The sequence below is a fragment of the Mesorhizobium sp. M1365 genome (assembly GCF_040317865.1).
In the GTDB taxonomy this organism is placed as follows: Bacteria; Pseudomonadota; Alphaproteobacteria; order Rhizobiales; family Rhizobiaceae; genus Mesorhizobium.
In genome coordinates this window covers 1-25,654 of sequence record NZ_JAMYLG010000059.1, presented here as the reverse complement: position 1 = coordinate 25,654, position 25,654 = coordinate 1, and the positions used below count along the sequence as shown (strand labels likewise).

21 protein-coding genes and 3 pseudogenes are annotated in these 25,654 nt (G+C 58.7%); 5 read left to right on the top strand and 19 right to left on the bottom strand.

The features are described 5' to 3' along the window. The 5 genes and pseudogenes from NKH04_RS30940 to NKH04_RS30920 form a co-directional block, all read left to right on the top strand. Window positions 1–472, top strand: a 472-nt coding sequence (locus tag NKH04_RS30940) for a transposase (protein WP_353045464.1), incomplete at its 5' end; no start/stop codon positions are given. 318 nt (window positions 473–790) lie between these two features. Then, a pseudogene (locus NKH04_RS30935) lies at window positions 791–1,297 on the top strand (IS110 family transposase); the annotation flags it as partial. 180 nt (window positions 1,298–1,477) lie between these two features. Further along, complete coding sequence (locus tag NKH04_RS30930) at window positions 1,478–2,743, top strand: ATP-grasp domain-containing protein (RefSeq protein ID WP_353045463.1); 1,266 nt, start codon at window positions 1,478–1,480, stop codon at window positions 2,741–2,743. 425 nt (window positions 2,744–3,168) lie between these two features. Beyond that, a pseudogene (locus tag NKH04_RS30925) lies at window positions 3,169–3,378 on the top strand (ATP-binding protein); the annotation flags it as partial. A 587-nt stretch (window positions 3,379–3,965) separates the two neighbouring features. Continuing rightward, complete coding sequence (locus NKH04_RS30920) at window positions 3,966–4,787, top strand: autoinducer binding domain-containing protein (RefSeq protein WP_353045462.1); 822 nt, start codon at window positions 3,966–3,968, stop codon at window positions 4,785–4,787. A 284-nt stretch (window positions 4,788–5,071) separates the two neighbouring features. Here NKH04_RS30920 and NKH04_RS30915 read toward each other — a convergent pair whose 3' ends face one another. From NKH04_RS30915 to nifH, 19 genes and pseudogenes are all read right to left on the bottom strand, one after another. After that, window positions 5,072–5,914 carry a 2OG-Fe(II)-dependent halogenase WelO5 family protein gene (locus NKH04_RS30915; RefSeq protein WP_353045461.1) on the bottom strand — a complete coding sequence of 281 codons (843 nt, stop codon included), beginning with the start codon at window positions 5,912–5,914 and terminating at the stop codon, window positions 5,072–5,074. Next, entirely contained in the window at window positions 5,904–7,163 is a 1,260-nt protein-coding gene (ectB, locus tag NKH04_RS30910; protein WP_353045460.1) for a diaminobutyrate--2-oxoglutarate transaminase, read from the bottom strand. The genes NKH04_RS30915 and ectB overlap by 11 nt, the downstream gene beginning before the upstream one ends. Before the next feature lie 919 nt (window positions 7,164–8,082). Further along, window positions 8,083–8,928 (bottom strand): radical SAM/SPASM domain-containing protein, encoded by an 846-nt coding sequence (locus tag NKH04_RS30905; protein WP_353045459.1) that lies wholly within the window; start codon window positions 8,926–8,928, stop codon window positions 8,083–8,085. 350 nt (window positions 8,929–9,278) lie between these two features. Further along, entirely contained in the window at window positions 9,279–10,292 is a 1,014-nt protein-coding gene (locus NKH04_RS30900; RefSeq protein ID WP_353045458.1) for a 1-aminocyclopropane-1-carboxylate deaminase, read from the bottom strand. Window positions 10,293–10,635: 343 nt separating this feature from the next. After that, the gene (locus NKH04_RS30895) at window positions 10,636–10,959 is read right to left on the bottom strand and encodes an exopolysaccharide production repressor protein (RefSeq protein ID WP_352850794.1); all 324 of its coding nucleotides are present in this window, start codon (window positions 10,957–10,959) and stop codon (window positions 10,636–10,638) included. A gap of 29 nt (window positions 10,960–10,988) precedes the next feature. Further along, complete coding sequence (gene fdxB, locus NKH04_RS30890) at window positions 10,989–11,306, bottom strand: ferredoxin III, nif-specific (RefSeq protein WP_352850792.1); 318 nt, start codon at window positions 11,304–11,306, stop codon at window positions 10,989–10,991. Next, a complete protein-coding gene (locus NKH04_RS30885; protein ID WP_352850828.1) occupies window positions 11,303–11,506 on the bottom strand; it encodes a CCE_0567 family metalloprotein in 204 nt (67 codons plus the stop codon). Before NKH04_RS30885 ends, fdxB begins: the two co-directional genes overlap by 4 nt. Before the next feature lie 25 nt (window positions 11,507–11,531). After that, window positions 11,532–11,915: a DUF269 domain-containing protein gene (locus NKH04_RS30880; protein ID WP_353045457.1), complete on the bottom strand. Its 384-nt coding sequence runs from the start codon at window positions 11,913–11,915 to the stop codon at window positions 11,532–11,534. Window positions 11,916–12,353: 438 nt separating this feature from the next. Continuing rightward, window positions 12,354–13,500: pseudogene (locus tag NKH04_RS30875) on the bottom strand (TlpA disulfide reductase family protein). A 1,366-nt stretch (window positions 13,501–14,866) separates the two neighbouring features. Further along, window positions 14,867–15,682 (bottom strand): universal stress protein, encoded by an 816-nt coding sequence (locus tag NKH04_RS30870; RefSeq protein WP_353045456.1) that lies wholly within the window; start codon window positions 15,680–15,682, stop codon window positions 14,867–14,869. Between the two features lie 184 nt (window positions 15,683–15,866). Beyond that, window positions 15,867–16,592: a response regulator transcription factor gene (locus NKH04_RS30865; protein WP_353045455.1), complete on the bottom strand. Its 726-nt coding sequence runs from the start codon at window positions 16,590–16,592 to the stop codon at window positions 15,867–15,869. Continuing rightward, entirely contained in the window at window positions 16,589–16,717 is a 129-nt protein-coding gene (locus NKH04_RS30860) for a hypothetical protein (protein WP_353045454.1), read from the bottom strand. Before NKH04_RS30860 ends, NKH04_RS30865 begins: the two co-directional genes overlap by 4 nt. Window positions 16,718–17,049: 332 nt before the next feature. Next, window positions 17,050–17,529, bottom strand: coding sequence for a NifX-associated nitrogen fixation protein (locus NKH04_RS30855; RefSeq protein ID WP_353045453.1), 480 nt, complete (start codon window positions 17,527–17,529; stop codon window positions 17,050–17,052). Window positions 17,530–17,546: 17 nt separating this feature from the next. Further along, window positions 17,547–18,044, bottom strand: a complete 498-nt coding sequence (gene nifX, locus NKH04_RS30850; RefSeq protein ID WP_353045452.1) for a nitrogen fixation protein NifX — start codon at window positions 18,042–18,044, stop codon at window positions 17,547–17,549. Next, window positions 18,010–19,392 (bottom strand): nitrogenase iron-molybdenum cofactor biosynthesis protein NifN, encoded by a 1,383-nt coding sequence (gene nifN, locus NKH04_RS30845; protein ID WP_353045451.1) that lies wholly within the window; start codon window positions 19,390–19,392, stop codon window positions 18,010–18,012. Before nifN ends, nifX begins: the two co-directional genes overlap by 35 nt. A 7-nt stretch (window positions 19,393–19,399) precedes the next feature. Then, window positions 19,400–20,890, bottom strand: coding sequence for a nitrogenase iron-molybdenum cofactor biosynthesis protein NifE (gene nifE, locus NKH04_RS30840; protein ID WP_353045450.1), 1,491 nt, complete (start codon window positions 20,888–20,890; stop codon window positions 19,400–19,402). 53 nt (window positions 20,891–20,943) lie between these two features. After that, window positions 20,944–22,485, bottom strand: a complete 1,542-nt coding sequence (nifK, locus tag NKH04_RS30835) for a nitrogenase molybdenum-iron protein subunit beta (RefSeq protein WP_353045449.1) — start codon at window positions 22,483–22,485, stop codon at window positions 20,944–20,946. Between the two features lie 127 nt (window positions 22,486–22,612). Continuing rightward, window positions 22,613–24,106, bottom strand: coding sequence for a nitrogenase molybdenum-iron protein alpha chain (gene nifD, locus NKH04_RS30830; RefSeq protein WP_353045448.1), 1,494 nt, complete (start codon window positions 24,104–24,106; stop codon window positions 22,613–22,615). A gap of 95 nt (window positions 24,107–24,201) precedes the next feature. Further along, the gene (gene nifH / locus NKH04_RS30825) at window positions 24,202–25,095 is read right to left on the bottom strand and encodes a nitrogenase iron protein (RefSeq protein ID WP_352818452.1); all 894 of its coding nucleotides are present in this window, start codon (window positions 25,093–25,095) and stop codon (window positions 24,202–24,204) included. Window positions 25,096–25,654 lie beyond the last annotated feature (559 nt).

The window sequence follows — 25,654 nt, the reverse complement described above, 5'->3', positions numbered from 1 at the left end:
AACCCGATACAAGGCGAAATCCTGGAAGACGGAACGTCGCGTCTGCGCCCGCATCGAGGCAACCTCGATGGGCCTCGACATCCGCTTCGTCGTCACCAATCTCGACAAAGGCTCCGCCGCGCATGTCTACGACGTGATCTACTGCGCCCGCGGCCAGGCCGAAAACCTGATCAAGATGCACAAGAGCCAGCTTGCCTCGGACCGCACCAGCTGCCGCTCACCGATTGCCAACCAGGTGCGCCTCGTCCTGCACACCGCCGCCTACTGGCTGATGCTCACCCTGCGCGAGGCGGTGCCCGGAACCCATCATCTCAGCAACGCCGAGTTCGCCACGCTGCGGCTCAGGCTCCTCAAGCTCGGCGCCCGCGTCATCGAAACCGTCTCGCGCATCCGCCTGGCCTTCGCCGCCACCTGTCCCGAGGCCAGCCTGTTCCGAGCGATCACCCTCAACCTGCAGCCCGCAGGACCATGAGCGCCGGGGCATCAAAGCCCCCGCTTAACCCAACACCTTCCACCCTCCAGCGCGTTCCACAAGTCCAGCCTCAGCCGCGGTGAAAAAGACGCCTCACGCCTTCACGTCCGCGCGCTCCGTGGCAAAGGAACCAAGCCGCTCGCGAATAAGACGGGCTAGATGGGGTAACGGGCCGCCAAGCGGGCCGCTCACTTCGCTACGGCGCTTGAGTGGCGCGCTCCGCTCGCGGCTTACTTGGCGATGAGGTGGTCGTCCCTCACACTGATGGTGTTAACGGAGTCGGGACAGGCCCGCTCCAAGCATCAAGGAGAGACGACCATGGAGCATTATGCAGGGATCGACGTGTCATTGGAATACTCGAGCGTGTGCGTTGTCGATGCAAGCGGCAAGATCGTTCGCGAAACCAGGGTGGCGAGCGAGCCGGAGGCATTGATTGCCTGGTTTGCCTCGCTCGGCCTTCCTCTGGCGCGGATCGGGCTGGAAGCCGGGCCGCTGTCGCAATGGCTCTTTGCGGCGATGCGGCAGGCGGGACTGGCGGTCGAGCTGCTGGAGACGCGACATGTGCGCGACGCCTTCAAGGCCATGCCGGTGAAGTCGGACCGCAATGACGCTCGCGGGATCGCGCAGCTGATGCGGCTTGGCTGGTTCCGGCCGGTGCATTGCAAGTCGCTGGCCGCGCAAGAGGTGCGGGCGGTCCTGACGGCGCGCAAGCTCATTCAATCGAAGCTGAGGGATGTAGAGAACGGTGTGCGTGGCATTTTGCGCGGCTTCGGGCTCAAGGTCGGCAAGACAACACCGCGCGACTTTGCTTGCCGCATCCGTGAACCGGGATGCGAAAAGCCGCGCGGCCATAACACATCCTTCAAATAACTTTACAGAATCTTTGCGAGCGCGGATCACTGACAATGGTACCTTCACCGCAACGTCTGAGGTCGAACACGAATAAGACCGATGCCCGTTTATGCTCGAACCGCGCACATCACGCAACGTCGGAGTCAATGGACAATGGCAACAAGAGCGCTCATCCTGCTCGAAGGTCACAGGAGTGTTGGTCTGCTATACATGAAAGCAGCTCAGCGTCTTGGTGTTCATCCAATTACTCTGGCGGCTGATCCAACTCAGTACGACTATCTTGCGGCGGAAGGGCTTGAGGCCGCCCATGTCGATACAGACGATCTTGATGCGCTGATCCGCGAATGTTCCCGGCTACGTTCGACCTATGACATTGCTGGCATTACTGGCTTTTCGGGCCTCGACGAGTCGATCTATGCGACAGTTGGCAAGCTCTGCCGGCATTTCGATCTGCCAGGACCAGACCCGGCATCCATCGAACGATGCTGCGACAAATTCATTCAACGTCAACTCCTCGCGGCGGCCGGCATTCCAATACCTGCTTATCGCTTGGCAGCGGATGCGACGGAGGTGGAAAGCTCTGCCGCGGAGATCGGCCTACCGGTGATTGTTAAGCCAGCCGTGGGTAGCGGCAGCTGCGGTGTCCGATTGTGCAGCAACGTTGGCGAGTTGGCCGAACATACGGCCTATCTGCTGGCTGAGGAGCCGGCATGGGGGTCTTCGCCGAGGATACTGATCGAAGAATTCGCACAAGGCCCCCAGTATAGCGCTGACACAATGGGAAATGAGGTTATTGCAGTAGGTGCGGCCGACTTCGACTGCCCACCCCATTTCGTCGTTCGTGGCAGCATCTTTCCGGCCCCGCTGACCGATTACGAGCATAAACGCATTGCCGATGTTTCACTGAGCTGTTTGCGCGCTCTCGACCTTGGCTGGGGACCAGCGAACATTGAATTCCGCTGGACGAAGCGTGGCCCAGTCGTCATTGAAGTCAATCCGCGTCTTCCGGGTTGGACCACTCCTCGGCTGATTCAGCTGGCTTACGGTATCGATCCCATTGCCGAGCACCTCAAGCTCGTGATCGGCGAGGAATGGGATTTGCGCAGAAGGCATTCGCAGACCGCGGCCGTGCGGTTCCTCGTTCCTGCAGGCGACGGCGTCCTCGACTGGATTGAGGGCGACAGTCTGGCGGTTGCCTTACCAGGTGTAACCGAGGTCAAGTTGTATGTTGAACCCAAGATGCCGATCGTCAGGAAAGGCGATTTCCGAGACACCATGGGACATGTCATCGCTGCCTCACCCAGCCATGCTGAGACCGAGGCGATACTGCAACGTGCCGTCGACTTAATCGGTTGGTCGATCACCCCCTTTCCAACCCTTGGCGAACAAAAGCAATCTGCGGCAGGTGGCGCCAGTTAACGGGTGATCGCGCCGAACATTGGTGGAATCGAAAGCACGAAAGAGACTCAGATCAATGAGGAGACTTTGGCCGGCCGGGAGGAACCCGGTCAGGCTATTTTGGCTCAGGCATGATGCTGTTGCGGCGAGCCGATGGCCAGCACAGATGGCAGCTCGACGTCAGAGTTCGCGCTTCTTCATATGAGGGCCAGGCGGCGGTCAGCGAACTGTTGACGGCCGAAGTCGCTAAGAACCAAGCGCGCTCGATTAAATTCCAGCTCATCATGGCCAAGCTGCCACTGGCCAAGGAGGATGAAGACTTGGAGTTTGCTGTGAAACGGTCAACGATGCGCTGTCCGGGAGTTAGCCAGCGGCCCCTTCGCCGCCGACTAGCGCGCTGCCTTCCTCATCGACGACGCTGGACCGGCAAATCTGGTGGCTACCCCATCCGTCTCGACTATCCTCGCTCTCGACGAACTCGGCTATCTGCTTTTCGCGCAGGTCTTCGGGCAGCGGCTGTTCCAGCTGATCAGTCGACTGCGAGCGCACCTCTATCATCACCACCAACCTCGCCTTCGGCCAATCGCCAAATGTCTTCGCCGGCCGGCGCCAAGATGACAACCCGCCCGCTCAATCGGCTGACTGATCACTGCTAGATCAACGAGATTAGCAACGAATCTGGTGCTTCAACAGCCGCGCTCAGATCTCACATTTGGAGCTCTACCTCCAAATATAAAGCGAACCTCTTTTACTGATCAGGATCATGTCTGGGTCAGCTCATTTGAGGCTGCAACTTTCCTTTGCGGTTCAAACTCACCTACGGTCGCTGCATTTGTCATCTGCACCGTAATCCCGCTTGCGATAGCCGCCTTCGTAACCGCCGCTGAGCGCTGACGAAGGCTGATGGCGCAGCCGCCAACGCGCCACCCGATGTGCGAACAGTCGGAGCTTGCTTTTTTGAAGCAGAGAAGCCGCACACAGGCTAACCGGCATAATCATAACGCGCACAGCGGCCAATGTGACAAGATAAATCGACTATTTTACACTGCAATTGAAACGGTGGTAAATTTATTTAACAGTATACACATTAACTTATTCTATAATAACTTTATCTATTGCATAGCTGTGATAGAGATTTGGCGATGCCGGCCTGCCATCGCGGCACGGACAGCCTAGCACCCGGCTGCTTTGGGCATCGGGTGTCATTGACCCATCCAGCAGAAATGGCTGCGGAGAAGAGACTATGGAACGTCCGCGGATGACTGCAGTCTCTCAACTTCGAGAGCGGTCAACCAGAGACCTACCAGCGATGCATTTCCCTGAGGCTATCGGGGGGGCGTTTGCGGTCGAGTTCGGCCGATTTCTAGACCAGACCGACGGCGTTGATCAATCCGAGCGGTTGTTCGACCTGTTGTCTGCTTTTGCTCTGAATTTTGATTGCCGGTGGGTCTCCTATGGCTCAATTTCATCCAACCAAAAAAGCTTGAAGACGGTCCGGCGCGATCCGGCCGTCTTGCTGAAATTTCCTGAGGAATGGCAGGAGCGCTATTTCGAAATGGGTTATGACAGGATAGACCCCATCATCAAGACGTGTCGAACGCGAGCAGACGCCTTTCGATGGAGCGAGGTGTACAACGACGTAAGCACGACGGAAGACGAACGGCGCGTTTTCGACGAGGCTGCGACGTTCGGCTTAAGGTCAGGCATTAGCGTTCCATTGCACGGCCCCGACCGCAGCCTTGCGATCATGAGCTTCGCTCAAGCCCGGAACGGCGAACTCCAAAATAGAACAATCCAGTACTTGCAATTTGCGGCGCTACATTTTCATCTGAAAGTCAGTCAGTTCGCTAATTCGAGCTGCATCGAGGGCGGCCCTGCCCTTTCTCCAAGAGAAATAGAGTGCCTCTCATGGATAGCCAGCGGTAAATCTTCATGGGAAATAGGGCAGATTTTAGAAATATCTCTTGATACTGTGAATTTCCACGTGAAGAATGTATTACAAAAAATGGATACTTCGAACAGGACGGAAGCAGCTGTAAACGCCATAAGATTAGGAATTATATAGTTTAAGAAGCGGCTTTGGCGTAAATTGTTTTAACGTCACAACCGCCTATTACGGCAGAGAGATCGCATTCTTACAATCAGTGTCTTGAAATCTGTTCGGCAACTGCGTCCTCTACAGTCGATTGGGGGTCGTGTCGGAGGCCGGCAGCATCTGAAACGCCAAGGGAATCATGATAGTGCCGGCCTTTCGAAGCGCGAGGGTCTGTAACTGAAACGCCTCACCGCTATGACGGATGTGATACCTTCACTGTTGCGCAAATCAGTGGGTCCCTGTCGACCGCCTTGTCAGGTCCACCAGAGAACAAGATCCGGCCGCGCAAACCCGAAAAAGCAGTTCAGCACCAGGCGACGCTTTCCGTTGCCCGATTGACCGGTGACCCCGTGAACGAAACCGCCATCGATCAGGCCGATATCCCCCGCCCTGAGCTGGAAGTCGCGACAAGGAACGCCCTCGAGATAGGCTGCCGAATAGGGATAGCCCGTAGTCTCCACACCTTGCGACTTTCGGTCCGTGACTGTCGGCTTGTGGCTCCAGAGCCGCAGATTGCCACCTTCCTCGGGCATGCTGGGATAGAAGTTGAGTGCTGCGACGGTGTTGTGCGCCACCTCAGAAAGCTCGTAATCGTTCCCAGCACATAACACTTGAGCGACGTCGTCGTGGGGGTCCAAGGAGAACCTGCCGCTGCCAGACCAACTGAGAGCGCGACAAACATTAGCCTGACCGTGCTCCGAACGGGCCAGCCGCAATTCAATGCCCTGTTTGCGAAGGTCGCGCTTCAACGCGTCGAACAATGCTCGGACCGGATCAACCAGATTCTCAAAAAGCGCGTCGACGTACGGTCGTGCAGTTTCCGCCTCTGCGAAATAGGTGGCTGCATCCTTCCTGTAGTGGGATGCGCCGACATATTGTCCGGGAACGCCATCCTTACGCTCCTTGAGACCGGGACTGCCACTGAAGTTCGCGGTGATCTCCTCGGCTATTTCGGTGCTGAAAGCTTGCCTGATGTGCAGAGCGGTGATCTCACCTTTCAGGACTGAGATGATGTCCGCAGTGCTGATCGAGCCGGTTCGTTCTCTGATCGCAACAGGCGAGGTGGCTGGGGCTTGGGATACTTGATTAGTCTCCATTGGCTTGCTCCTTTAGTGCGTGATCAAGGATGGCGATGCCATGATCGAGTTCGTCATCGGTGATGGTTATCGGCGGAAGGACTTTGATGACGTCGCGATTTGGTCCTGAAGATTCGATCAGCAGGCCATTTTCGAACGCGACATCGTGCACACGGCCGACAACGGCCTGCGAACGGCACTTGAGGCCGGCCATCAGACCGCGGCCGCGCTTTTGTTCGATGCACTTGGGAAATTTCGCAACAAGGCTGTCCAGGTGTCTTTGCAGTTTGGCGGCTGTCTGCTCGACGCCAGCAGTAAACTGCCTATCGCACCACATCTTGCACATGGCCCGCGCAGTCACAAAGGCGAGATTGTTGCCTCTGAAAGTCCCGCTATGTTCTCCGGGTTTCCATATGTCTATTTCGGGGCGAATGAGAACAATCGAGAACGGACTACCTGAACCGCTTAGGGACTTCGACAGGCACACGATGTCGGGTTCGATCTTCGCGAACTCGAACGAGAAGAAATCGCCCGTTCGTCCCGAACCTGCCTGAATGTCGTCGACGATCAAAACCACGCCGTGCTTACGGCAAATCCGCTGAATTTCTGTAAGCCAAGCTGCGGATGCGGCGTTCATGCCGCCTTCTGCCTGGATGGTCTCCAGGATGATTGCGGCGGGCTTTTCTATGCCGCTCCCTGGGTCGCCCAATACGAAGTCTATGTAGCCCGCGGAATCGAAATCTTGGTTCGGATATCCGTCATAAGGGACACGGATCACATCGTGGCGAGCGACGCCGCCCAGATCCCTAGTTGACGCCGAACCCGATACCGCCAGAGAGCCAAGCGACATGCCATGGAACGCGTTCGAGAAGGCCATTACGCTCGGGCGGCCGGTATATTTTCGCGCCAAAGCCAGCGCCGCCTCGTTTGCGTTTGTGCCGGTCGGCCCAGGAAATTGTATTTTGTAGGAAAGGCCTCTAGGCTTCAGGATCGAATCCACAAACACTTCAATGAATTCACGCTTTGCCACGGTATACATATCGAGCGATAGGAGAATGTTGTCGCCAACCAGGTATTCGATTGCTGGTGCAATAATATTCGGGTTGTTGTGTCCGTAATTGAGGGCGCCGGACCCTACGAGGAAATCGATATATGTGTTGCCGGCCTCGTCCCAGATTGTCGCCCCAAGGGCCTTCGTGAAGACTGTGGGAAACGACCGCCCATAGCGACGAACGTTAGACTCATGAGCCGTGAAAACGTCGGTGTTCATTTTCGGATCCCTCTGCATGTAGCGTCGCGTTCAACGAGAGAGTGGTTTATGCGTTTTGCGGTCGCGGTTGTTCCTCAGTTTCACCTAGAAGGTCAGCACAGTCCGGACGGGCCTTTGGAGTCGGTGACTTCCGAGAAATTTGTTTGTTACATGCTCCTCAAAAGTTCCGCGATAAAATGGAGACCGGACTTGCGCGGCAGCTCAACTGCTGCACAGACGCACCTGGAATCCTCCACCGTCGTCATGTTGGTCTGCATGCCGATATCTCTCGGCCGTTGGAACGAATTAAGTTGTAGAGTTTTCGGGCAGGCGTCGATACTACGGCATCTGGTAGTTGACGCACCTGCTTGTACCCGGCGAAACGCCCTGCCAATCCTATCAAGCTCAGCGCTAGCACCGGCTGATGTGTGACAGGCGCTTCTGCCATGCAGCAGCATGCTAAGGTGTTGCAGGCCGCTTCGGCAGCAACACAAACCATCGCCCCGGCTCGTGGTGTAGCTCGGCGGTAGCGAAGCCGCTCGCGAGCGCGCCCTCAACAGCGCTGTAGAGAGCGAGGGGCGTAGCGGCGATGATCGGCGTTCTTCGATGTCGGGGCCGCTTTCGGACCGCTTCTGAAGCGTCTCGACCAACTCTGCCTGAATGAGGATCAGGGTCTCGAAGAGCCGACTGCGGAGGATATTACAATCTGTATGTGGGACCAGACTAAGCCGGTTCTATCCGTCTTAGGCCAATAAAAGATTGCCAGACAGCTTTGTGCTGGGAGATGCGACCACAGGTCTGTCGAAGCCGCGTAAAAATAGGGGACTGGACTCCGTCGACCGGGTCCACGCGAGGCAGATGGAAGCGGCCCGCCTTATGCAGTCTCAAGAGGATCGACATTCGCTCCGGCCCCGCTTTCAGGCGGTTCGCCGGCCCGCAATCAGCATGGGGACGCCTTTGCATGGGCATATTCGCACATCCTGCAAAGCAGAAAACCATCCGTCCCATTCATGCGATCGAGGATTTCGCTAAAAACTGGCCCTTCAAAAAGATCTTCATATTCGTCGCGCAGAAGATTGCCCAATACGTGGCGCCGTTCAAAATCCATGCAGCAGAGCGTAACGTCACCGTTTGAGAGAAGAACATTCCGATACTGCCGTCCGTCAACGCATGTCAGCGCTCCGATGACTGGCTGCCGTGGTTCGACGATCTTCGGATCGACGCTTCCACCCCTGCTGCTCAAAGGCCGCGCGCGAACTAGCGCTTCGGCGGGGATTATCTCGACGATATCGGGATGGACTTCGCCCAGGACTATAAATCGAATCGAGGCAATGTCTGAGTCGACCACTTGACGAATTAAAGCGAGATACTTGTCTACGACAAGACGGCTATTCATGTATGCGCCATCATCGAGAACATGGACCACGAATACCCTTGAGCGCAGCGCTTGCAAGCGGTGTAGATCCCGCCCCTTCATTCCTACAAGCGTCGTGAAAATTCGGATGCCATGGCCCCTGGCGTAAGCGTGCTCGGCCATTTCGGTGCAATCCGGATTGAGCCAAGGCTCGGAGTACCCGGCAAAACTAATGTCGACGCAAGTGGGTACGCGCGCCAGACATCGCTTGAAATCTTCAAGACGAAGATGCTTTACATGAGAGACCGCTCTTTGCCGATGGGCGAACTTGTCCTGCGGACAATAAGAACATCCGACGATGCAGCCGGTGGTCGTCGTTATTTCCAAAACCCTGCCGCCCGGGATGGCAGAGCCCAGTTCCTGTAAGATCATCGGACATGCCTCCACTTTTCTGGCGCTCTTGGCCAATCCTGAACTTTAAAATAAAAAGTCATCTTATTTAATTCTGAAGGAACGTTGTTTATCTTGCCAGAATATTGAATTATGTCTCTTATGATATCGGCCTCAACTAGGATTCTAATATTTTCAATTATAATAACTCTCGGCGGATTTTCGATTTCCTCAGCAAGTATCCATCGATCAAAATTTTCCAAATGAACTCAGTCAGCTTCGCGTTGGGCGGTAATCAACCGCCGGCTCCCTCAGTTTGCTGGGCGGCCCTCGCACCTACTTTGGGCGCTTCGCCGGCACGCCAGGACGGCGAAATCGCAATCTGTCGAGCGTCAGCCGTTGCGGAAGGTGTAGCTGTACCCGTTGATGGCTGGCCCGCCGCCGAGATGCGCGTAGAGCACCCTCGATCCCTCTGGAAAGAAGCCTTTCTGGACGAGATCGATCATCCCTTGCATGGATTTGCCCTCGTAGACGGGATCGGTAATTATACCCTCGAGCCGCGCACACAGGCGGATGGCCTGCTTCGTTGCCTCGGACGGAAGGCCGTAACCGGGAGACGCGTATCCCTCGAGCAGCACCACGTCATCGTCCACGATTTCCATGCCAAGCTTGACGAGCTTCGCAGTATTCCGGGCAATACTTAGCACCTGCGCCTTGGTTTGGGCGGGGGTGGCGGAGGCGTCGATACCGAGTACGTTGCGCTGTCGACCGTCCTTGGCGAACCCGACGAGCATGCCGGCATGCGTGGAGCCCGTGACCGTGCAAACGATGATGTAGTCGAAGCCAAACCCAAGCCGTTTTTCCTGGGTGCGCACCTCCTCCGCGAACCCGACGTACCCAAGCCCGCCATATTTGTGAACTGAGGCCCCGGCCGGTATCGCGTAGGGCTTACCGCCCCTTGACTTGACTTCATCGAGCGCCTGTTCCCAACTGCGGCGGATGCCGATATCGAAGCCCTTGTCGACAAGGCGCACTTCTGCTCCCATGATCCGGCTCAAGAGAATGTTGCCGACCCGGTCGTAGACGGCGTCCTCATGTGGTACCCAGCTCTCCTGAAGCAGGAGACATTTCATGCCGATCTTGGCGGCGACCGCGGCGACCATCCGCGTGTGGTTGGACTGCACGCCGCCGATGGAGACAAGCGTATCGGCATTTGACGCGATCGCATCGGGGATAATGTATTCGAGCTTGCGCAGCTTGTTTCCGCCAAACGCGAGACCGGAGTTGCAGTCCTCGCGTTTAGCGTAGATTTCCACCTTGTCCCCCAGATGCTTGGAGAGGCGGTCGAGCTTTTCGATGGGCGTGGGTCCAAATGTGAGCGGATAGCGTTCGAACTTTTCCAGCATTTTCTCTCCGGCAACACGCGATGGAGCTGAATTGGCCATTCACGATTCATTCTAGAGGCGTCTTTGATTTGACCGTCATCTGCATTATCCGGCGCCAGAAGTCCCATTACTATTTACAGCGCCTCGTTCGTCATTGAGAGTTGCAACCGCACGCCGGCGTGCGAGAGACTACCCCAATGCGTATGGCGTTCAAGAACTGCATCTCCTGGATTAACTAGAATGACCGGATTGCGGTCACCATCGACTTCTCAAGCACAGTATTCCTTCTAGACTAATATCTGCTCAATGTTTATGGTTGGTCAAAAATTTGCGCCAGCTTGAGCTCTGACCTTGTCATGGCACCTCAAGGCAGCAGCAGCGATATGGCCAACATTTGGTCGCGCTGGAGTAAATCTGCGGATTCATTCGTCACCTCATCAAGGTCTGGTGGCTCGGATCCAACTTCCTTGCAACTGTCGAAATGCGCAGCCCTTTGGCCAGCTCGGTTAACGCAGCCAGACCGCCAGATCAGAAAGAGCACGCTTGCGAAATAGACCAACTGAAGGAGCAACGAACAAGCCAGCGTCGTGACGACTACTGTGCGGATGGAATGAGAAGCGAAGTAGACAATCAGAACGTTGCTGCACAGCACCAGCCCCAGAACGCGACAAAAGATTTTTAAGGGCAACGCCGTTCTCCTGGTTTTGTCTCCTCAGATCATGCTGCGACCTGGTCGGCCGCAACATGGATCTGGCAGTTCTTCGGGCAGACGCGGCCGCAGGCTCCGCAGCCAATGCAGCGGCCGGCATGGTCGACGACCATGATCATGCGATTGAGCTCGCCGTCGAAATCGTCGTCTTCACCGTCGCAGGCGCCGAGGATTTCACCCGCGTCATCGACGCCGTAAAGATGCATGACCTCGCGCGAGCAGACCTTGAAACAGCGGCCGCAGCCGATGCACGTCGTGCCGTCTATAGCGGTGAGATATTCCGGCACCCATCCGGAGCCGTCGCGAGTGGTGAATGTGCTCGTCATCGTGACTTCTTCATTGCAGCGAGCTCTCTCCTGGCACTATCCAACTCGGCAAAAACGGCCGACGCTTCCTCGGCGACTTCCACTATCTCCGTCCATTTTCCCGGGAGCTTCTCTACGAGGTCGCTCAATTTCATCTTGGCAATTGCCGCGCGCAGCTGAAGCTTTCGGACTTTCTTCCTCATCTCATCTAGCTTTGACATAAATCCTTCCTCGAAATCGGTTTCTTCACGCCCATGCCACGTCGGGATAGGCTTCAATGGCTGCAGTCGCATCGTCGACCAGTTTCGTACCGGCCTCCGCGAGCTTCCTGAACGTCTCGAAGCTGAACCGGTGGATGCCTCGACAGAGCGACCAACCGCCCGGCCGTAAAAAGCAATCGTCCGAAGCCCCCATGGGTTTCATCTCAATCATTGACGGTGTCACCAGGCCGGAGCGCTCCTCGATCGCAAGCCCCACGGCGGTGTAAAACATGTCGAGCCTCCACAGCACGTCCGGATCGGGATCTCCGATGACAGGGATCGCACGGCGCTGTTTTCTGGTGACGGTGAAGTCGGCCAGCAGCGTGGGGTCCGATTTGCCTTTCCCACGAGCCGTAGGAGTCTTGAGCACGGATCAGCCGCACGAGGCATCTGACAGAAGGCATGGCAAGGGCCGCCTCGGCCTCGTTGATAGCCCGGCTGACCGCGGCATCAGACATTTCGCCTTCTCCTCATTTCAGTCCTCTTCCTCGAAGCACGATGTCTGTTTTCGGGGACGCCTACTTCGGGCAGACTTGCGCAGCCGGCGCCCGGCTCGGGGCGGCCGATTCCACGCAATGGATGTCCCAGTGGCCGACCTTGAACGCGTCCTCGAGTGCGAGGTCTTCCACCCCGGCCGGAATTCGCGTCGAGCATCGCTTCCGCCGTAATGCGGCCGGAGGTGATCGCAAGATTGGAGCCTCGAACCCGCTGCAAGCGATCCACACTGTGCTGCATGGAACCGACTTGCTGCGGCCGCGCCAGGGAAATGGACGAATTGGACAGTATACATTCCAACCGTCACCCCCTTTTACGGGCGGCGCTTTGACACCTTCGGCAAAAGATTCTTTTGCGGTGCCGCGCAGAGAGCGCCGTGACAAACCTTCTCATCCTTGTAGTTGGCCAGAGCCTGCAGCAACTCCGGTAGAAGGTGCTGTTTCAGTTTGTCCGGGATAGGCTCCGGACCGTCCAGACGTCAGTGCCAGCTCGATCAACTCGATCGCCCGATCTTTGTTGCCGCTCTCATGATAGTAACGAGCGACCGCCGGATAAGACCAGAACTTTGGGCCTTCGCCTTGCGGGGGATTGAGTGCCAGGATGTGTTCGGACAGCTCCTTGCCCATCGCGAACCGCTCAGCAGATGGAAAGCGCGAATGATCATAGTTCGGCTGGAAGAGTTGCTCTAGCGCCGCGATCATCCAGTCCTCGGAGTTTCTGTCGATCGCGTCGCGAACCAATTGGTGCATGAGGGGCAAGCCGGTCCACATGTCGTGCATTTTGTGAAGCAACAGATGCGCATGAGCCAGGCGGAAATTGAGGTTGTCCGGCAACAAGGCAATGCCCTCTTCGATTGCCGAGCGCGCCGTCTTCCAATCCTCTGTCTTCACCGCCGCCCGAAATCTAGCATTGATCGGCTTCGTCAACGCTTGTTCGCGCGCTATGGGTTCGCTTTCGGCGATACGCTCCTTATCGGCGGCTTTCGCTTCATCGCTGGAGCGCCAGCTGCCGTTGAGCACCTTCGGCAAAACCTCATCGAGTTTCGCCGGGCCACCGATAAAGGCGATGTGGCCGTCTCGGTCGACCACGAAACTGGTCGGAATCCAGAAAGAAAAGCTGGGCTCCATCCAAAGCTTTTTCATTTCGCCTGTGGAGTCGAACGCCATTCGAAAGTTCAGATTCGAGAACTTTTCGGTCAACCAAGCGTCCAGATTGCTTCGGGCCTCATCGGCGGTTGGAGCGTCTTCAGAAGCCGCGACTCCGATGATCTCAACGCCGCTGTCCCTGTATTTCTCCTGCAGCTGCATCAGATGGGGCATCCCGTCCACACATGGTCCGCACCAAGTTGCCCAAAATTCGACGATGTACACTTTTCCGGGCTGAAAGCTCGTGAGGGGCTCGCCACGCAGCCAGTTCTCGACTTTAATCGAAGGAGCCGGGGACTCCATTTGCAATACCATGTTGTTCTCCAAAGCTATGGCCAAAGGTTGCGCGACTTTAGGCGCGAGCTTGTTTGCCTCTTAGAGAGGGGCACACGGGTTCAAGGAGAGGAGAGCATCGCTCGTCTCGCGCGTTTGCGTGCAGCCAGCCTTCCTCAGTGTTGCCGCATCTCAATTCGCAAAGGCCGTGCCAGCGCGCTCAGCGCGCAGTTAACCCCATGATTTTGCGTTCAAAAGCCTCGATCTGCCAAGATGGCCGGTTGTATTGAACCCGACATGTTTTCCTGCCGCTGTCCGGTTTTGGACATGCCTCTAGCGCTTCGGCTGCCCGAAAGCCTGGCCACGGACGACTCCACATGTATTCGGGCCGAGGGACCGAGCAGATGGACATCATGACTGCGCTGGCTGCCGGCAGGCCCGTCATCATCGTCCGCTTCACGCCACCGGCTTGAGAGTCTTGCAGTTCCGGTCCCTCAGGCGGCAGCGGATCTCGCCATTTGCGATTGCAAAGGGCTGTTCCATCCGAGCGCGGCCTGTGCCCCCTCGCCCGCCCTGCGATTGAACTGGCTGGCGACCTGGGAATTTTCACAACGAAGCCGGTCCAGCTTCGGCTCGCCAATACCCCCATCCTCAGATTGACGATGATGATCGTGGCGAAAAGGCCAGGATGAGTGCCGGCATGTGCCGGTCGGTGCACTCTGCGGGATTCCTGCTTTGTTCCGATATTTTCTATGTTCCCTGTGCTCAGGCGCTGCAGGGATCGCCTGGTGCGAATGTGAGCGTTGTCGGAATTTTGACCAGCCTCAAGGCCGCTCGCTCGCCACGCGATTGGCCGGGCAGACAGAAAACACTGAAGACGCGGCCGTTCTCGCTGCTAACCCGGCTACCATCCCAGGCGATGACAACGTGATTGATGCCATCAATTCCCGCCGACTCCGGCAAGAGCCCGACCGTCCCGACTCGCAGTTGAGGGCCTCGGCCACGGCACGGTCATCGCGTTGTTCAGCTCCCGGCCAAAGTTGAGGAGATCGGGATAGCGCCCATGCGATGCCGCTACGGGTCCGAACTCGGCCTGCCGCGCTGAAACGACTCTCTTTCTTGACCTGACGCCGACCTGCGAAGCCCTGGTGTTGACTGTATTGAGGAGTGCCAATACCTCTGTCCAGCCGTTGGTCTCCGCCCACGGATTAACTCAAGCGAGCAGCCCCGCGAACGCGCGCTATCAAACAGACGTCCGGGATGTTCTCGGCGACGGCGCGTGCAGATTGGCTCCGAGGAGCTTCGCGAAACTGGGCGCGTTTGCCGCGGCCTTTCTCCGACTTGGCATCAGCATAGGTGACCCAGGGGAGTAGAGCTTCGAACAGCATCGGTGCTGCTTCAAAACCCGTTAGCGAGCCAAAAACAGCGGCAATGGCGGCTTCCCCACTATCCATCTCGTTACGCCACCGAAGAGCCGCTCGCGCAGCCGTCGGCTGCCATAAGCGCCCATCACTATCATGTCGGCAGACGTGTCGATTGCGTGCTGCGCGAGCACCGTGGCCACTGGTTTGCCGGCGCTCGGCAGCCGGTCAACCGACACCCGAGCACCGTGCCGAGTGAGATAGGCAGCGATGTCGGCTCCTGGCTCGGCGCCGTTTCCGGTGCAGGTCGCCTCCGGATCGACTAGTGCGACACGAACTTCCTCAGCACCGGCTAGCAGATCCAGCGCTTCCCGAACCGAACGGGACGCCTCCACTCGCGAATCCCAGCCGACCAGCACGCGCCGTGGCGATAGAGTCGCCTCAGCGCCCTCCGGCACGACAAGCACCGGCTTTCCGGTATCGAACAGGCTGCCGTTGATAACAAGGGGTCCGAGATTAATGTCGTTGAGAAGTGCGGGGCCGACGATTGTCAGGTCGTTGCAGAGCGCCCGCTGTCGCACCGCGTCACCGACGCTGGCCTGATCGCAGTAGTGGGTATCGACGTCATAGCAAAGCCGCATTGCTCTCAGCTGTTTCTGAATTTCCCTGGATGTTGTTTCCAGTCTGGCCATGTCCTGTGAAAATCTCTCGATTTGCCAATACCGTTTTTCCAGTGCGGCAATGGCGTGTGCTCGATGTCTAGGCCACTCGGGGATGCCATCGCCCAGCGGCGGAGGCGACATAAGGAGCGGCGGAGGCGACATAATCAGTACGGAAAGATGCGGGCCGACCTCGGCGCCCAAGCCGGCAGCTGTTCTGACATCCTGATCGGAGGTCAGCTGCCGTCACACTGAGTACGCTTCTGAAAGCCATCTGACTGCTTCTTTCTGCGTATGTGTTCTGCGTCTGTCGTTCTTGTAAGCGCGTTCGAGGCCGCTAGACTTGCGCCCCAGCACGACGGAGATGCGAGTGGCAGCGCACCGATGCCTATTCACCGTCAGCTTCAGGCTCAACGTCCGCCTCCTCCAGCGAGTAGCCGTCGGACCTGCTGGTTCGAATGAAGCTCCCGGCCGACGTCCTCTCCAGCTCCTTTCTGATCCGGCTGATATGGACATCGACGGTGCGTTCACCGACATGGATCTTTTCCCCCCAAGCTGCGTTCTTTAACTCGACTCGGCTGAACACAATGCCGGGAGCCTCGAGCAAATGCCGCAGCAGCTTGAACTGGATCGGTCCAAGGTGGATGTCGTGGCCGTTACCGTGGACTCGGCGGGTATCGACGTTCATCTCAAGGCTGCCACAGCGGAGTAATCTGCCGTTTGCAATCCCGTTTGAACCGGGCTTCGCCAGCGCCAGGTTCGCCCGTAGACAGTCGAGCAGCTTGGCCGGTGCGATTGGCCGCACAAAAGTTTCGTCAATCCCTGCCTTCAAGAGATCGAATTCTTGGTTCCCCGCGCCGGGCGCGATCAGGGCAATAACCAGCAGGCCTCCGTTCCGGAACTCCGCCTTGAGCTGGGCACAGATGGTGGACCCTGTCGAGCTTGCCGGCTGGCAGTCCAGCACCACGGCCTGCGGCTCCCGCTCACTGGCTAATGCCAGCGCTTCCTCCACGCTTCTGGCCAGTTCAATCCTGAAGCCATCCACCTTGAGGACGTGGCTGTGGACCAGACAGAACTCCAGATCTTCCGAACAGATCAGGACGAGTGGCTTCATCGGTGCTGCCCCGTTTTAACCATCAATTCTGCCTCGGTCGCATGGGTCTCGGCATAGAAGTCGTCCCCCTGGGCGGCGCAGAAGCCGACGGTAGTACCCGCCTGATCCATGCCGTGAAGTTCCATGACCTCGCGCCAGCAGATCTTGAGGCCGCGACAGCAACCGATGCAGGTCGTCGCGTTGACAGCGGTCGCATATTCCGGGATCCTTCTGGACGTCGCGGGTGACGGAAGGGCTCGTCATCATGAATTCTCAATGCGGCGAGTTCTCTCCTTGGCATCGTCCCCTCGGCAAAAAGTCGAACGTTTTCCTGGTGACGGCCTTGATCTCGCTCAAGTTGATGGGAAGGTCCTCGGCGAGGGTCGCGCATTCCTTCTTCGCAGCCCCGCCCGCGAGGGTTTCCGGAGATTCTATGCAGCGCCTCAAGGTGTGACACGATCTCCTTCCCTCGGTTCCATCACGCCCGCGCCACCTCGGGATGAGCCTCAATAGCTGCGGTCGCATCGCCGGCCAGTTTCGTACCGGCCGCGGCGAGTTTCCAGAACGTCTCGAAGCCGAACCGGTGGACGTCGCGCAGGGTCTTCGACAGAACGACCAACCGCCCGGCCGTGAAAAGCACGCGCCCGAAGCCCTCATGGCTCACCTCCATCATCGGCGATGCCATCAGGCCGGAGCGTTCCTCGATCGCAAGCCCGACGGCGGCGTGAAAAATCTCGAGCCTCCACAGTACGTCCGGATTGGGATCGCCGATGATCGGGATCGCGCGGCGCTGTTCCTTGGTGATGATGAAGTCGGCCAGCAGTTCGGCGTCCGTTTTGCCTTCCCATAACCCGTAGGAATCCTGAGCGCGGATCAGCCGCAGGAGGCATTTGACGAACGGGGTGGCAAAGGCCGCCTCGTTCTCGTTGACAGCGGAGGTAACCGTGGCATCAGACATTTCGTTTCCTCCTCATTTCAGTCCTCCTCCTCGAAGGACGGTTTCTGTTCGGCGACACCTGCCTGCGCCAGCACCTTGCGCAGCCAGGGGGGAGGACACGTCCTGAGCATCATCTGCGTGCGCAACAGCACCTCTTGGATGGTTTCGGGCTGCGGCACTTTGATCGGATGAATTTTTGCCGAAACAACCTTGGCCGCCGAAGGTCCGCCGATGGCCAGACAAAACAGCAGATGACAGCCCTTCAGCGCCTCCACCTTCGGGGTGATGCGGTCATCGCCCTCAGTTCGGTGCTCCCCGCTCTCGTCGGAAACGTCATCGAAGGCTACGGCTTCAACGAGATTCCACTCCTCGCGTCCCACGTCGTAGACAGCAAAGCGCCTGGCCGAACCGAAATGGGCGTTGAGGTTCTTCATGTCCCGCGTGGCGATCGCCACGCGCAATGCGCCGGCTTGGGGTTCCGGTCTCAGTGCGTGAACCTCGTCAGTGACGAGCGAGAGGCGGCGGACGGGGGCCATCTGGCGTTTCTCGCTTACGGAGGGGATCGAGTTCTTCAGGTGTCGGCGCCTGCCGGTTAGACTGGAAAATATTGGCAACGTCGAAAACCAAGTCGCGGGTCCCCTGATAGAGGATTGTGAGCTTGTGCTGGCTGCCGAGCCGGTCGAAGATCGGGAAGCCGACCCGCATGAGCGGAATGCCGAGGCGCTGTGCCGTCTGGCGGCCATGGGAATGGGTGACGAGAAGATCGGCGCCGGCGCCAAGAGCTTCCAAATCGCCGAGATCGCCGATCTGAACCGACTGCGCCGGTACATCCTCCAAAATATTGGACATGTCGGTCGTGGTGACCGCCGCCGCGATTTCGGAGCCCATTCCGATGAAGAAGCTCGCGAGTTGGTAGAGTTGGTCTGGTTCAGCAGCGATCGCAATTTTCTTGCCTCCAAAGTGGAAATGTCCGTCGAGCAACGCGTCCTGCAACTGCGCCCGGCGACGGCGCACCCCAGCTGGCGCCCCCGCGCCCGAAACGGCAGAGAGAAGCGAGACGAACCGGTCGGCGTCCTTCAATCCAGTCAGCGACCGGAACAGCACGTAAGGCACGCCGGTCAACCTCTGCAGCAGCTCGGCCGGGCGGCGCATATGCTCACCGATGACGATGCATTGCTCGGCCGTGCCAAGCTCACGGATATCCTCGATACTAGTGCCGCCATAGGTGGTGGTGACCCAGCGGTCGGGCACCGTACCGTCGAGAGAGCCGGAGACGTCCGGCAGAATCACGGGCTCCAGTCCAAAGCTTTCAACCATCTCACGCAAATGCTCGATATCAGCCACAGTGAGGTTCCAGCCAGGCAGGATCACGATCTTCTTCGACTGCCGCGCCTGCTCGCCGGGCCGCGTAATCCTTTCGATCATCGCGGTGACCGCCTTGGCCCAGCCCTCTTCGATCGCGCCGTCGAAATCCGGTGTGTTGGCTAGTACCACCTCCGTACCTGCGAGTTCTTCCATGCGCTTCAGCCTGATATTGGCGATATCTCCTGCGCAGTCTTCGCCCCGGGTTTCCACCAGCGCCGTCGTGCAGACCCCGATCAGCGTTGGCTTTGCGCGGGCCTTGAGGTTGAGTATCGCCTCTTCCAGATGGTCTGCACCGCCGAGGATCGTCGCCACCTCGTCCATCGCCGTGGTCTGCAAGGGGATGGCTTCCTTGAAATGCCGCACGAAGAGTACGAGCGCGAAGCTGGTGCACCCCTGGCTGCCGTGGAACAACGGCATCGCGCCGTCGACCCCAAGGAAGGCGAGGGCGGCACCCAACGGCTGCGATGACTTCAGCGGATTGACCGCCGCCGCTTTGGTCTGGGGAAGGATGCGGACCATCGCCTCCTCACCACTCGCCGCGATCGTCGGCCGTCGTGCCGGTGAATTCCTGGACAACATGCAAGGTCGTGGTCTCCCTTTTCGTGCGCGGCAGTTCCTCCCTCACCGCAGGCTGGCAATCCCATGGTGCCGGCTCCCGCACCTGGCGCCAGATCGGGTTATGAATGGCGAGGTCGATCTGGCGTACGAGTTCCACCATGCCGTCATAGCCGGCGTAAGGATGTTGGCGCTCCTGGTTGATATCGAGCCAGGGTGTCTTGGCCTTCAGGGCGATGAACTGCGTGCGCCCGCCCGACAGCATGATATCGGCCTTGTGTTCTGAGAGCATGGCGTAAAGCTCGCGCGGCGCCATCTGCTCGAACATGTGGTTGTCGTCCTTGAGGATGTGCTTGATGCGCTCCTTGTCTTCGACGGTCGACTTCTTGACGGAGGTGCCGACGATCTCAATGCCGATCTCCATCAGCGCATGGACGACCGACCAGGACTTGACACCGCCGGTGTTGAGCAGCACGCGCTTGCCTTCGAGCCGCGGCCGGTAGGCCGCGAGCTTCTTCCAACCGATCGCCTCCTCCTCTGCAATCAATGCCTCGGTGCGGCCGAGGATCTCCGGATCGGCACCCTTCTTCACGAGCAGCTGAGAGATCTGTCGGAGCGCTTCCGAGGTGTCGGTGATGCCGTAGAAGGAGCCCTCGAAAAACGGGATGTCCCAGCGCTGCTCCATCTTGCGGGCGAGATTGATGAGCGCGGTCGAGCACACCATCATAGCCGCCCGGGCGCGGTGCGCGCAGGCAATGTCGAAGTAACGAGCGTCGCCCGGAATACAGGCGCGCACCCGGATGCCGAGCCTATCAAGGAGCGGCTTCACCAGCCAGAATTCTCCCGAGAGGTTGAATTCGCCAAGAATGTTGATGTCATAGGGCCCGGCGTCGTCCGGTTCTGCCGTGCCGATGACATGCTCGAGCAACGCCTCGCCGGCAAGCTTGTTGCCGAGATTCTTGGAGCCGGCGAAGCCCGGCGCATTGACCGGCACCACCGGTAGGGCGAACTTTTCCGTCGCGCGCTTGCAGACTGCTTCGATGTCGTCGCCGATCAGCTCCGTCACGCAGGACGAATAGACGAAGATCGCCGGCGGCGTATAGGCTTCCTTAATCTCGCGGATCGCTTTGAAAAGCTTCCGCTCCCCCCGCCCCATCACCACGTCGAGTTCGGTGAGATCGGTCGTGAAGCTTGTCCGCCATAGCGTTGGCCCGGAGGAAGCCGTGCCGCGGTTGTCCCAGGAATTGCCCTCGCAGGCGAGCGGCGCATGGATCAGATGCGCGACGTCGGTGATCGGCTGGAGCACGATCTTGGCGCCGTCGAACGCACAGCCGCCGGCCGCTGCTCCCGGCGTCAGCGGTTTCGAGCAGCCCTTCTTGCGCGCCTTGACATCTTTGCCCTGGTTATTCTCGCAAGCAGGCTCGTTGAAGACGTGCTGGATTTTGGTATTGAGCGAGGACATTGCTGGTCTCCGTCGAACAGCGGCCGGCTCCGGTGGAAGCCAGCCGCCCCCTCTCAGCGGGTAAGGTCGTAGGAAAAGTCCGTCACGCCCGTCTCGCTCGTCTCGCGATCGAGCTTGTCGAAGATCTTGTCGAGGATCGTCGTCAGAACGCGCAGGCCGCCTTGGTAGCCCATCAGCGGAAATCGGTGATGATGGTGCCGGTCGAAGATCGGGAACGTCAGCCGGATCAGCGGCGTGCCTGTGTCGCGTTCCAGATACTTGCCGTAGGAATTGCCGATCAGGAGATCCACCGGCTCGGTGAAGAGCAGCGAACGCATCGCCCAGAGGTCCTTGCCCGCCCAGACCTGCCCATCCTTGCCGAACGGCGAGGAGGCGAGCAGTTCCTTCATATCGGCTTCCCAGGCTTTGGTGCCGTTGGTGGCGAGGCAGTGGATCGGCTCGCCACCAGTTTCCATAATGAAGCGGGCCATGGCGTAGACGAAATCCGGATCGCCATAGATCGCGTATTTCTTGCCGTGCAGCCAGGACTGACTGTCGGCCATAGCATCGACCAGGCGGCCGCGCTCAAGGCGGATCGCCTCCGGAATTTCCTTGCCGCAAATCTCCGAGACCTTCATCAGGAATTCGTCGGTCGCCTGGATACCAAGCGGGTAATGGAACGACGCCGTCGCCTGCCCAACTTCCTCACAATATTCCAGCGACTTGCGGGTGTTGTAGTGCTGCAGCGAGATCGTGGCCTCGGCATTCAGCGCCGCCTTTACGTCGTCGATCTTGGTGCCGCCGTCATACATCCGGTACTCGCCGTCCGATGGCGTGTCGTACTGGTCGGAGGCGTCCTGGATGAAGGTGTAGGACACGTTCATCACGTCGAGCAGGCGCTTGAGCTCGCGATTGTTGCCAACGCAGAAGCCGTCGAAGCCAGGAACTATGTTGATGGAGCCTGCGACTTCCGCGCGCTCCTTACCCTTCCAGAAGTGCTCCAGGACGCCCTTGACCATGCTGTCATAGCCATCGACATGGCTGCCGACGAAGGCCGGGGTGTGGGCGAAGGGCACGTCGAAGTCGTGCGGCACGGAACCTTCGTCCCTGGCGTTCTCGATGAAGCTGTGCAGGTCGTCGCCGATCACCTCCGCCATGCAGGTGGTCGAGACCGCGATCATCTTTGGATCGTAGAGCTTGTAGGTGTTGGCGAGCCCGTCGATCATATTCTTAAGGCCACCGAACACTGCCGCGTCCTCGGTCATCGAGGAGGAGACTGCCGAAGCAGGCTCCTTGAAATGGCGCGACAGGTGCGAGCGGTAATAGGCCACGCAGCCCTGGCTGCCGTGGACGAAGGACATCGTTCGCTCGAAGCCTGCGGCCGCGAACACCGCGCCGAGCGGCTGGCAGGCCTTGGCGGGGTTCACGACAAGCGCCTCGCGAGCGAGGTTCTTTTCCCTGTATTCCCAGCTCTGGGTGAATTCGCGCTGATCCGTAACGACCTGGTCCGGATGCGGGCATTCGAAATTGATCTTCTTCTCGGCAAGCATCTGCCTGTATTCCGGCTCGCGGAACAGGGGAGCGTGGTCAAGAACTTTTTCGGCCGACTGCGGCATTGGTGGTCACCTTTTCCAGTGCGGCGCAACGCGGTGGCACAGGGATATCGAGAGTTTGAAGGGACTCCCGCGGATGAGGATCGCGGGCGCTCATCTGCCTCCCCGCCTGGGCGGAGAGACTAGGTTCTCATTCGGCGGCGATCGCGGTTGGCGCCACTGCCTTCTTCCAGGGAGCGTCGTAGAGGCCCCAGACCGGGTTGTTGATGGCCAGGTCCATGTCGCGGGCGAAGATGGCGAAGCCGTCATAGCCGTGATACGGGCCGGAATAGTCCCAGGAGTGCATCTGACGGAACGGGATGCCCATCTTCTGCACGGGGTACTTCTCCTTGATGCCGGAGCCGACGAGATCCGGGCGAACTCCCTCGATGAACTTCTCCAACTCGTAGCCGGTCACGTCATCATAGATCAGCGTGCCGTTCTTCACGTAATGGCCGGTGCGCTGATAGTCGTCGTTGTGGCCGAACTCGTAGCCTGTGCCGACGATCACCATGCCGAGGTCCTCGTAAGCCGTGATGACGTGACGGGGACGCAGGCCGCCAACGTAGAGCATCACCGTCTTGCCTTCGAGGCGCGGCCGGTACTTGGCATTGACCGCTTCAACAAACGGTCTGTACTTGGCGATGACCTTCTCAGTCTTCTCCTCGATTTCCGGCCCAAAATGCTTGGCTATCTTGCGCAAAGAGGCTTCGATCTGGGCGGGGCCGAAGAAATTATACTCCATCCAGGGTATGCCGTATTTTTCCTCCATGTGTCGGCAGATGTAGTTCATCGACCGGTAGCAATGAATGAGATTGAGCTTGGCCTTCGGCGCGCGCTCTATTTCGGCGAGCGTGGCGTCGCCCGACCAGTTGGCAACCACACGCAGCCCCACCTCCTCGAGCAGGATCCGCGAGGCCCAGGCGTCGCCGCCGATATTGTAGTCGCCTACGACGTTGACGTCGTAAGGGCCGGCCTCGAACTCGACGTCCTTCTTCTCGAAGACCCAGTCGCGGATCGCGTCGTTGGCGATGTGATGGCCGAGCGATTGCGAGACGCCGCGGAAGCCCTCGCAACGCACCGGCACGATCGTCTTTCCGTGCTCTTTGGCCTTGTTGCGGGAAACTGCTTCCGTGTCATCACCAATCAGGCCGATAGGGCATTCGGATTGCACGGTGACGCCCTTGTTCAGCGGAAACAATTCCTCGATCTCGTCGATGACCTGTTCCAGCTTTTTGTCGCCGCCGAACACAATGTCCCTCTCCTGGAAATCGGAGGTGAACTGCATTGTCACGAACGTGTCGATGCCGGTCATACCAACGTAGTAGTTGCGGCGTTGCGACCAGGAATATTGCCCGCAGCCGACCGGGCCGTGCGAGATATGGATCATATCCTTGACCGGACCCCATACCACGCCCTTTGAGCCGGCATAGGCGCAACCGCGGATCGTCATCACGCCCGGAATGGACTTGATGTTCGATTTGACGTCGCATTCGGAAAGAAGCTCGCCCTCCCCGCCGTCCCCGCTCTTTGCGACGCTGAGGTGCTTCTTGCGTCGCTTCGCCGCCTTATCTGGATATTGCGAGAGCACCTCCTCGATAAGCTTTGCATGAAGAGCGCCGTCATTCTCGTATTCCAGGCTCATGGGACCTCTTTCCACGTTTTTGGGCAACGCCTCAGTTACGAGACGCCGTTCTCGTAAAGACACTCCGCTCGGTGAAGGCGGCGCGGCGGCGGCGGTTATTGTGCCGCCGCCTTCGCCACTTCCTTGGCCTGAAGCTCGGCAAGCATCTGCTCGTCGGTCTTCATGATGCCGAAGTCGAGCAGCATGTCCTCGAGCTCCTCCATGGTGATCGGTGTCGGGATGGTGCCCTGGCCCGAATTGGCGTGGATCTTCTCGGCCAGTGCGCGGTATTCGCCCGCCTGCTTGGAGTCCGGCGCATACTGGATCACGGACATCTTCCTGAGTTCGGCGTGCTGGACGATGTTGTCGCGCGGCACGAAGTGGATCAGCTTGGAATTCAGCCTGGAAGCCAGCGCCTCGGCCAGGTCAAGCTCGCGGTCGGTTTGGCGCTCGTTGCAGATCAGGCCGCCGAGCCGCACGCCGCCCGAATGGGCATATTTCAGGATGCCCTTGGCGATGTTGTTGGCGGCATAGAGTGCCATCATCTCGCCGGACATGACGATGTAGATTTCCTGGGCCTTGTTCTCGCGGATCGGCATCGCGAAGCCGCCGCACACCACGTCCCCGAGCACGTCATAGGAGACATAGTCGACATCGTCATAGGCGCCGTTCTCCTCGAGGAAGTTGATCGAGGTGATGACGCCTCGGCCGGCGCAGCCGACACCCGGCTCGGGGCCGCCGGATTCCACGCACTTGATGCCTTTGTAGCCGACCTTTAGCACGTCCTGGAGTTCGAGATCTTCCACCGAACCTTCTTGTGCTGCCAGGTGCAGGACCGTATCCTGCGCCTTCGCGTTCAGGATCAGGCGGGTGGAGTCGGCTTTGGGGTCGCAGCCGACGATGAGGATCCTTTGCCCGAGGTCGACAAGGGCGGCGAGCGTATTTTGGGATGTCGTCGATTTGCCGATCCCCCCCTTGCCGTAGAACGCGATCTGACGCAGACCTGACATGTAGCTTTCCTTCTTTGTTCCATTGGCGGCTGCCCGCGACATGAATACCGGCCGACAGCTCTCGCCGCCTCGCACCTAAGGGTTTCAAGACTCGTGCCAACTTGGCTGATTGGGCCGGAGAAGAAAATTTGTGAATGCTTTTCAGAGATTTAGCTTGAGGCCAAAGAAAGGATCATCGGAACAAGCCGTGTAGCGGACCCGACAATGGCGACACAAAGCGTGGGATCGCGATCCTCAGTCACGCATTCGTTCGAACCGCATCGTTGTGTTGAGGTGAGCGAACAGCATCTCGACCCGCTTGCGTTAATTGCGGGATGCTGCGAACTCTTCTGTTCCGGCGAGCTGACGTGCTTGGTCTCGCGTGTCCTCATCGAAACTGCGCGGAATGTTGCGCGCCACGCTGGCATACCATCGATCCACGGCCATCCATCCGGGGCCAAAGGCGATGATTCCGCCATATCACACCCAAGGCGACTCGGCTCACTTCTCGGCGCAGGAGTTCAGTATCGGCGTCATCGCCTTCACATGCTCGTCGATCCACCCGAGCACTTTCCCCGCG

Excerpts from the sequence above, each read along its gene's own strand:
- NKH04_RS30930 (WP_353045463.1), top strand. The coding sequence starts at position 1,478 with ATGGCAACAAGAGCGCTCATCCTGCTCGAAGGTCACAGGAGTGTTGGT.
- NKH04_RS30920 (WP_353045462.1), top strand. The coding sequence starts at position 3,966 with ATGGAACGTCCGCGGATGACTGCAGTCTCTCAACTTCGAGAGCGGTCA.
- NKH04_RS30915 (WP_353045461.1), bottom strand. The coding sequence starts at position 5,914 with ATGGAGACTAATCAAGTATCCCAAGCCCCAGCCACCTCGCCTGTTGCG.
- ectB (WP_353045460.1), bottom strand. The coding sequence starts at position 7,163 with ATGAACACCGACGTTTTCACGGCTCATGAGTCTAACGTTCGTCGCTAT.
- NKH04_RS30905 (WP_353045459.1), bottom strand. The coding sequence starts at position 8,928 with ATGATCTTACAGGAACTGGGCTCTGCCATCCCGGGCGGCAGGGTTTTG.
- NKH04_RS30900 (WP_353045458.1), bottom strand. The coding sequence starts at position 10,292 with ATGCTGGAAAAGTTCGAACGCTATCCGCTCACATTTGGACCCACGCCC.
- fdxB (WP_352850792.1), bottom strand. The coding sequence starts at position 11,306 with ATGACGAGCACATTCACCACTCGCGACGGCTCCGGATGGGTGCCGGAA.
- NKH04_RS30885 (WP_352850828.1), bottom strand. The coding sequence starts at position 11,506 with ATGTCAAAGCTAGATGAGATGAGGAAGAAAGTCCGAAAGCTTCAGCTG.
- NKH04_RS30865 (WP_353045455.1), bottom strand. The coding sequence starts at position 16,592 with ATGAAGCCACTCGTCCTGATCTGTTCGGAAGATCTGGAGTTCTGTCTG.
- NKH04_RS30860 (WP_353045454.1), bottom strand. The coding sequence starts at position 16,717 with ATGGAACTTCACGGCATGGATCAGGCGGGTACTACCGTCGGCTTCTGC.
- NKH04_RS30855 (WP_353045453.1), bottom strand. The coding sequence starts at position 17,529 with ATGTCTGATGCCACGGTTACCTCCGCTGTCAACGAGAACGAGGCGGCC.
- nifX (WP_353045452.1), bottom strand. The coding sequence starts at position 18,044 with ATGGCCCCCGTCCGCCGCCTCTCGCTCGTCACTGACGAGGTTCACGCA.
- nifN (WP_353045451.1), bottom strand. The coding sequence starts at position 19,392 with ATGGTCCGCATCCTTCCCCAGACCAAAGCGGCGGCGGTCAATCCGCTG.
- nifE (WP_353045450.1), bottom strand. The coding sequence starts at position 20,890 with ATGTCCTCGCTCAATACCAAAATCCAGCACGTCTTCAACGAGCCTGCT.
- nifK (WP_353045449.1), bottom strand. The coding sequence starts at position 22,485 with ATGCCGCAGTCGGCCGAAAAAGTTCTTGACCACGCTCCCCTGTTCCGC.
- nifD (WP_353045448.1), bottom strand. The coding sequence starts at position 24,106 with ATGAGCCTGGAATACGAGAATGACGGCGCTCTTCATGCAAAGCTTATC.
- nifH (WP_352818452.1), bottom strand. The coding sequence starts at position 25,095 with ATGTCAGGTCTGCGTCAGATCGCGTTCTACGGCAAGGGGGGGATCGGC.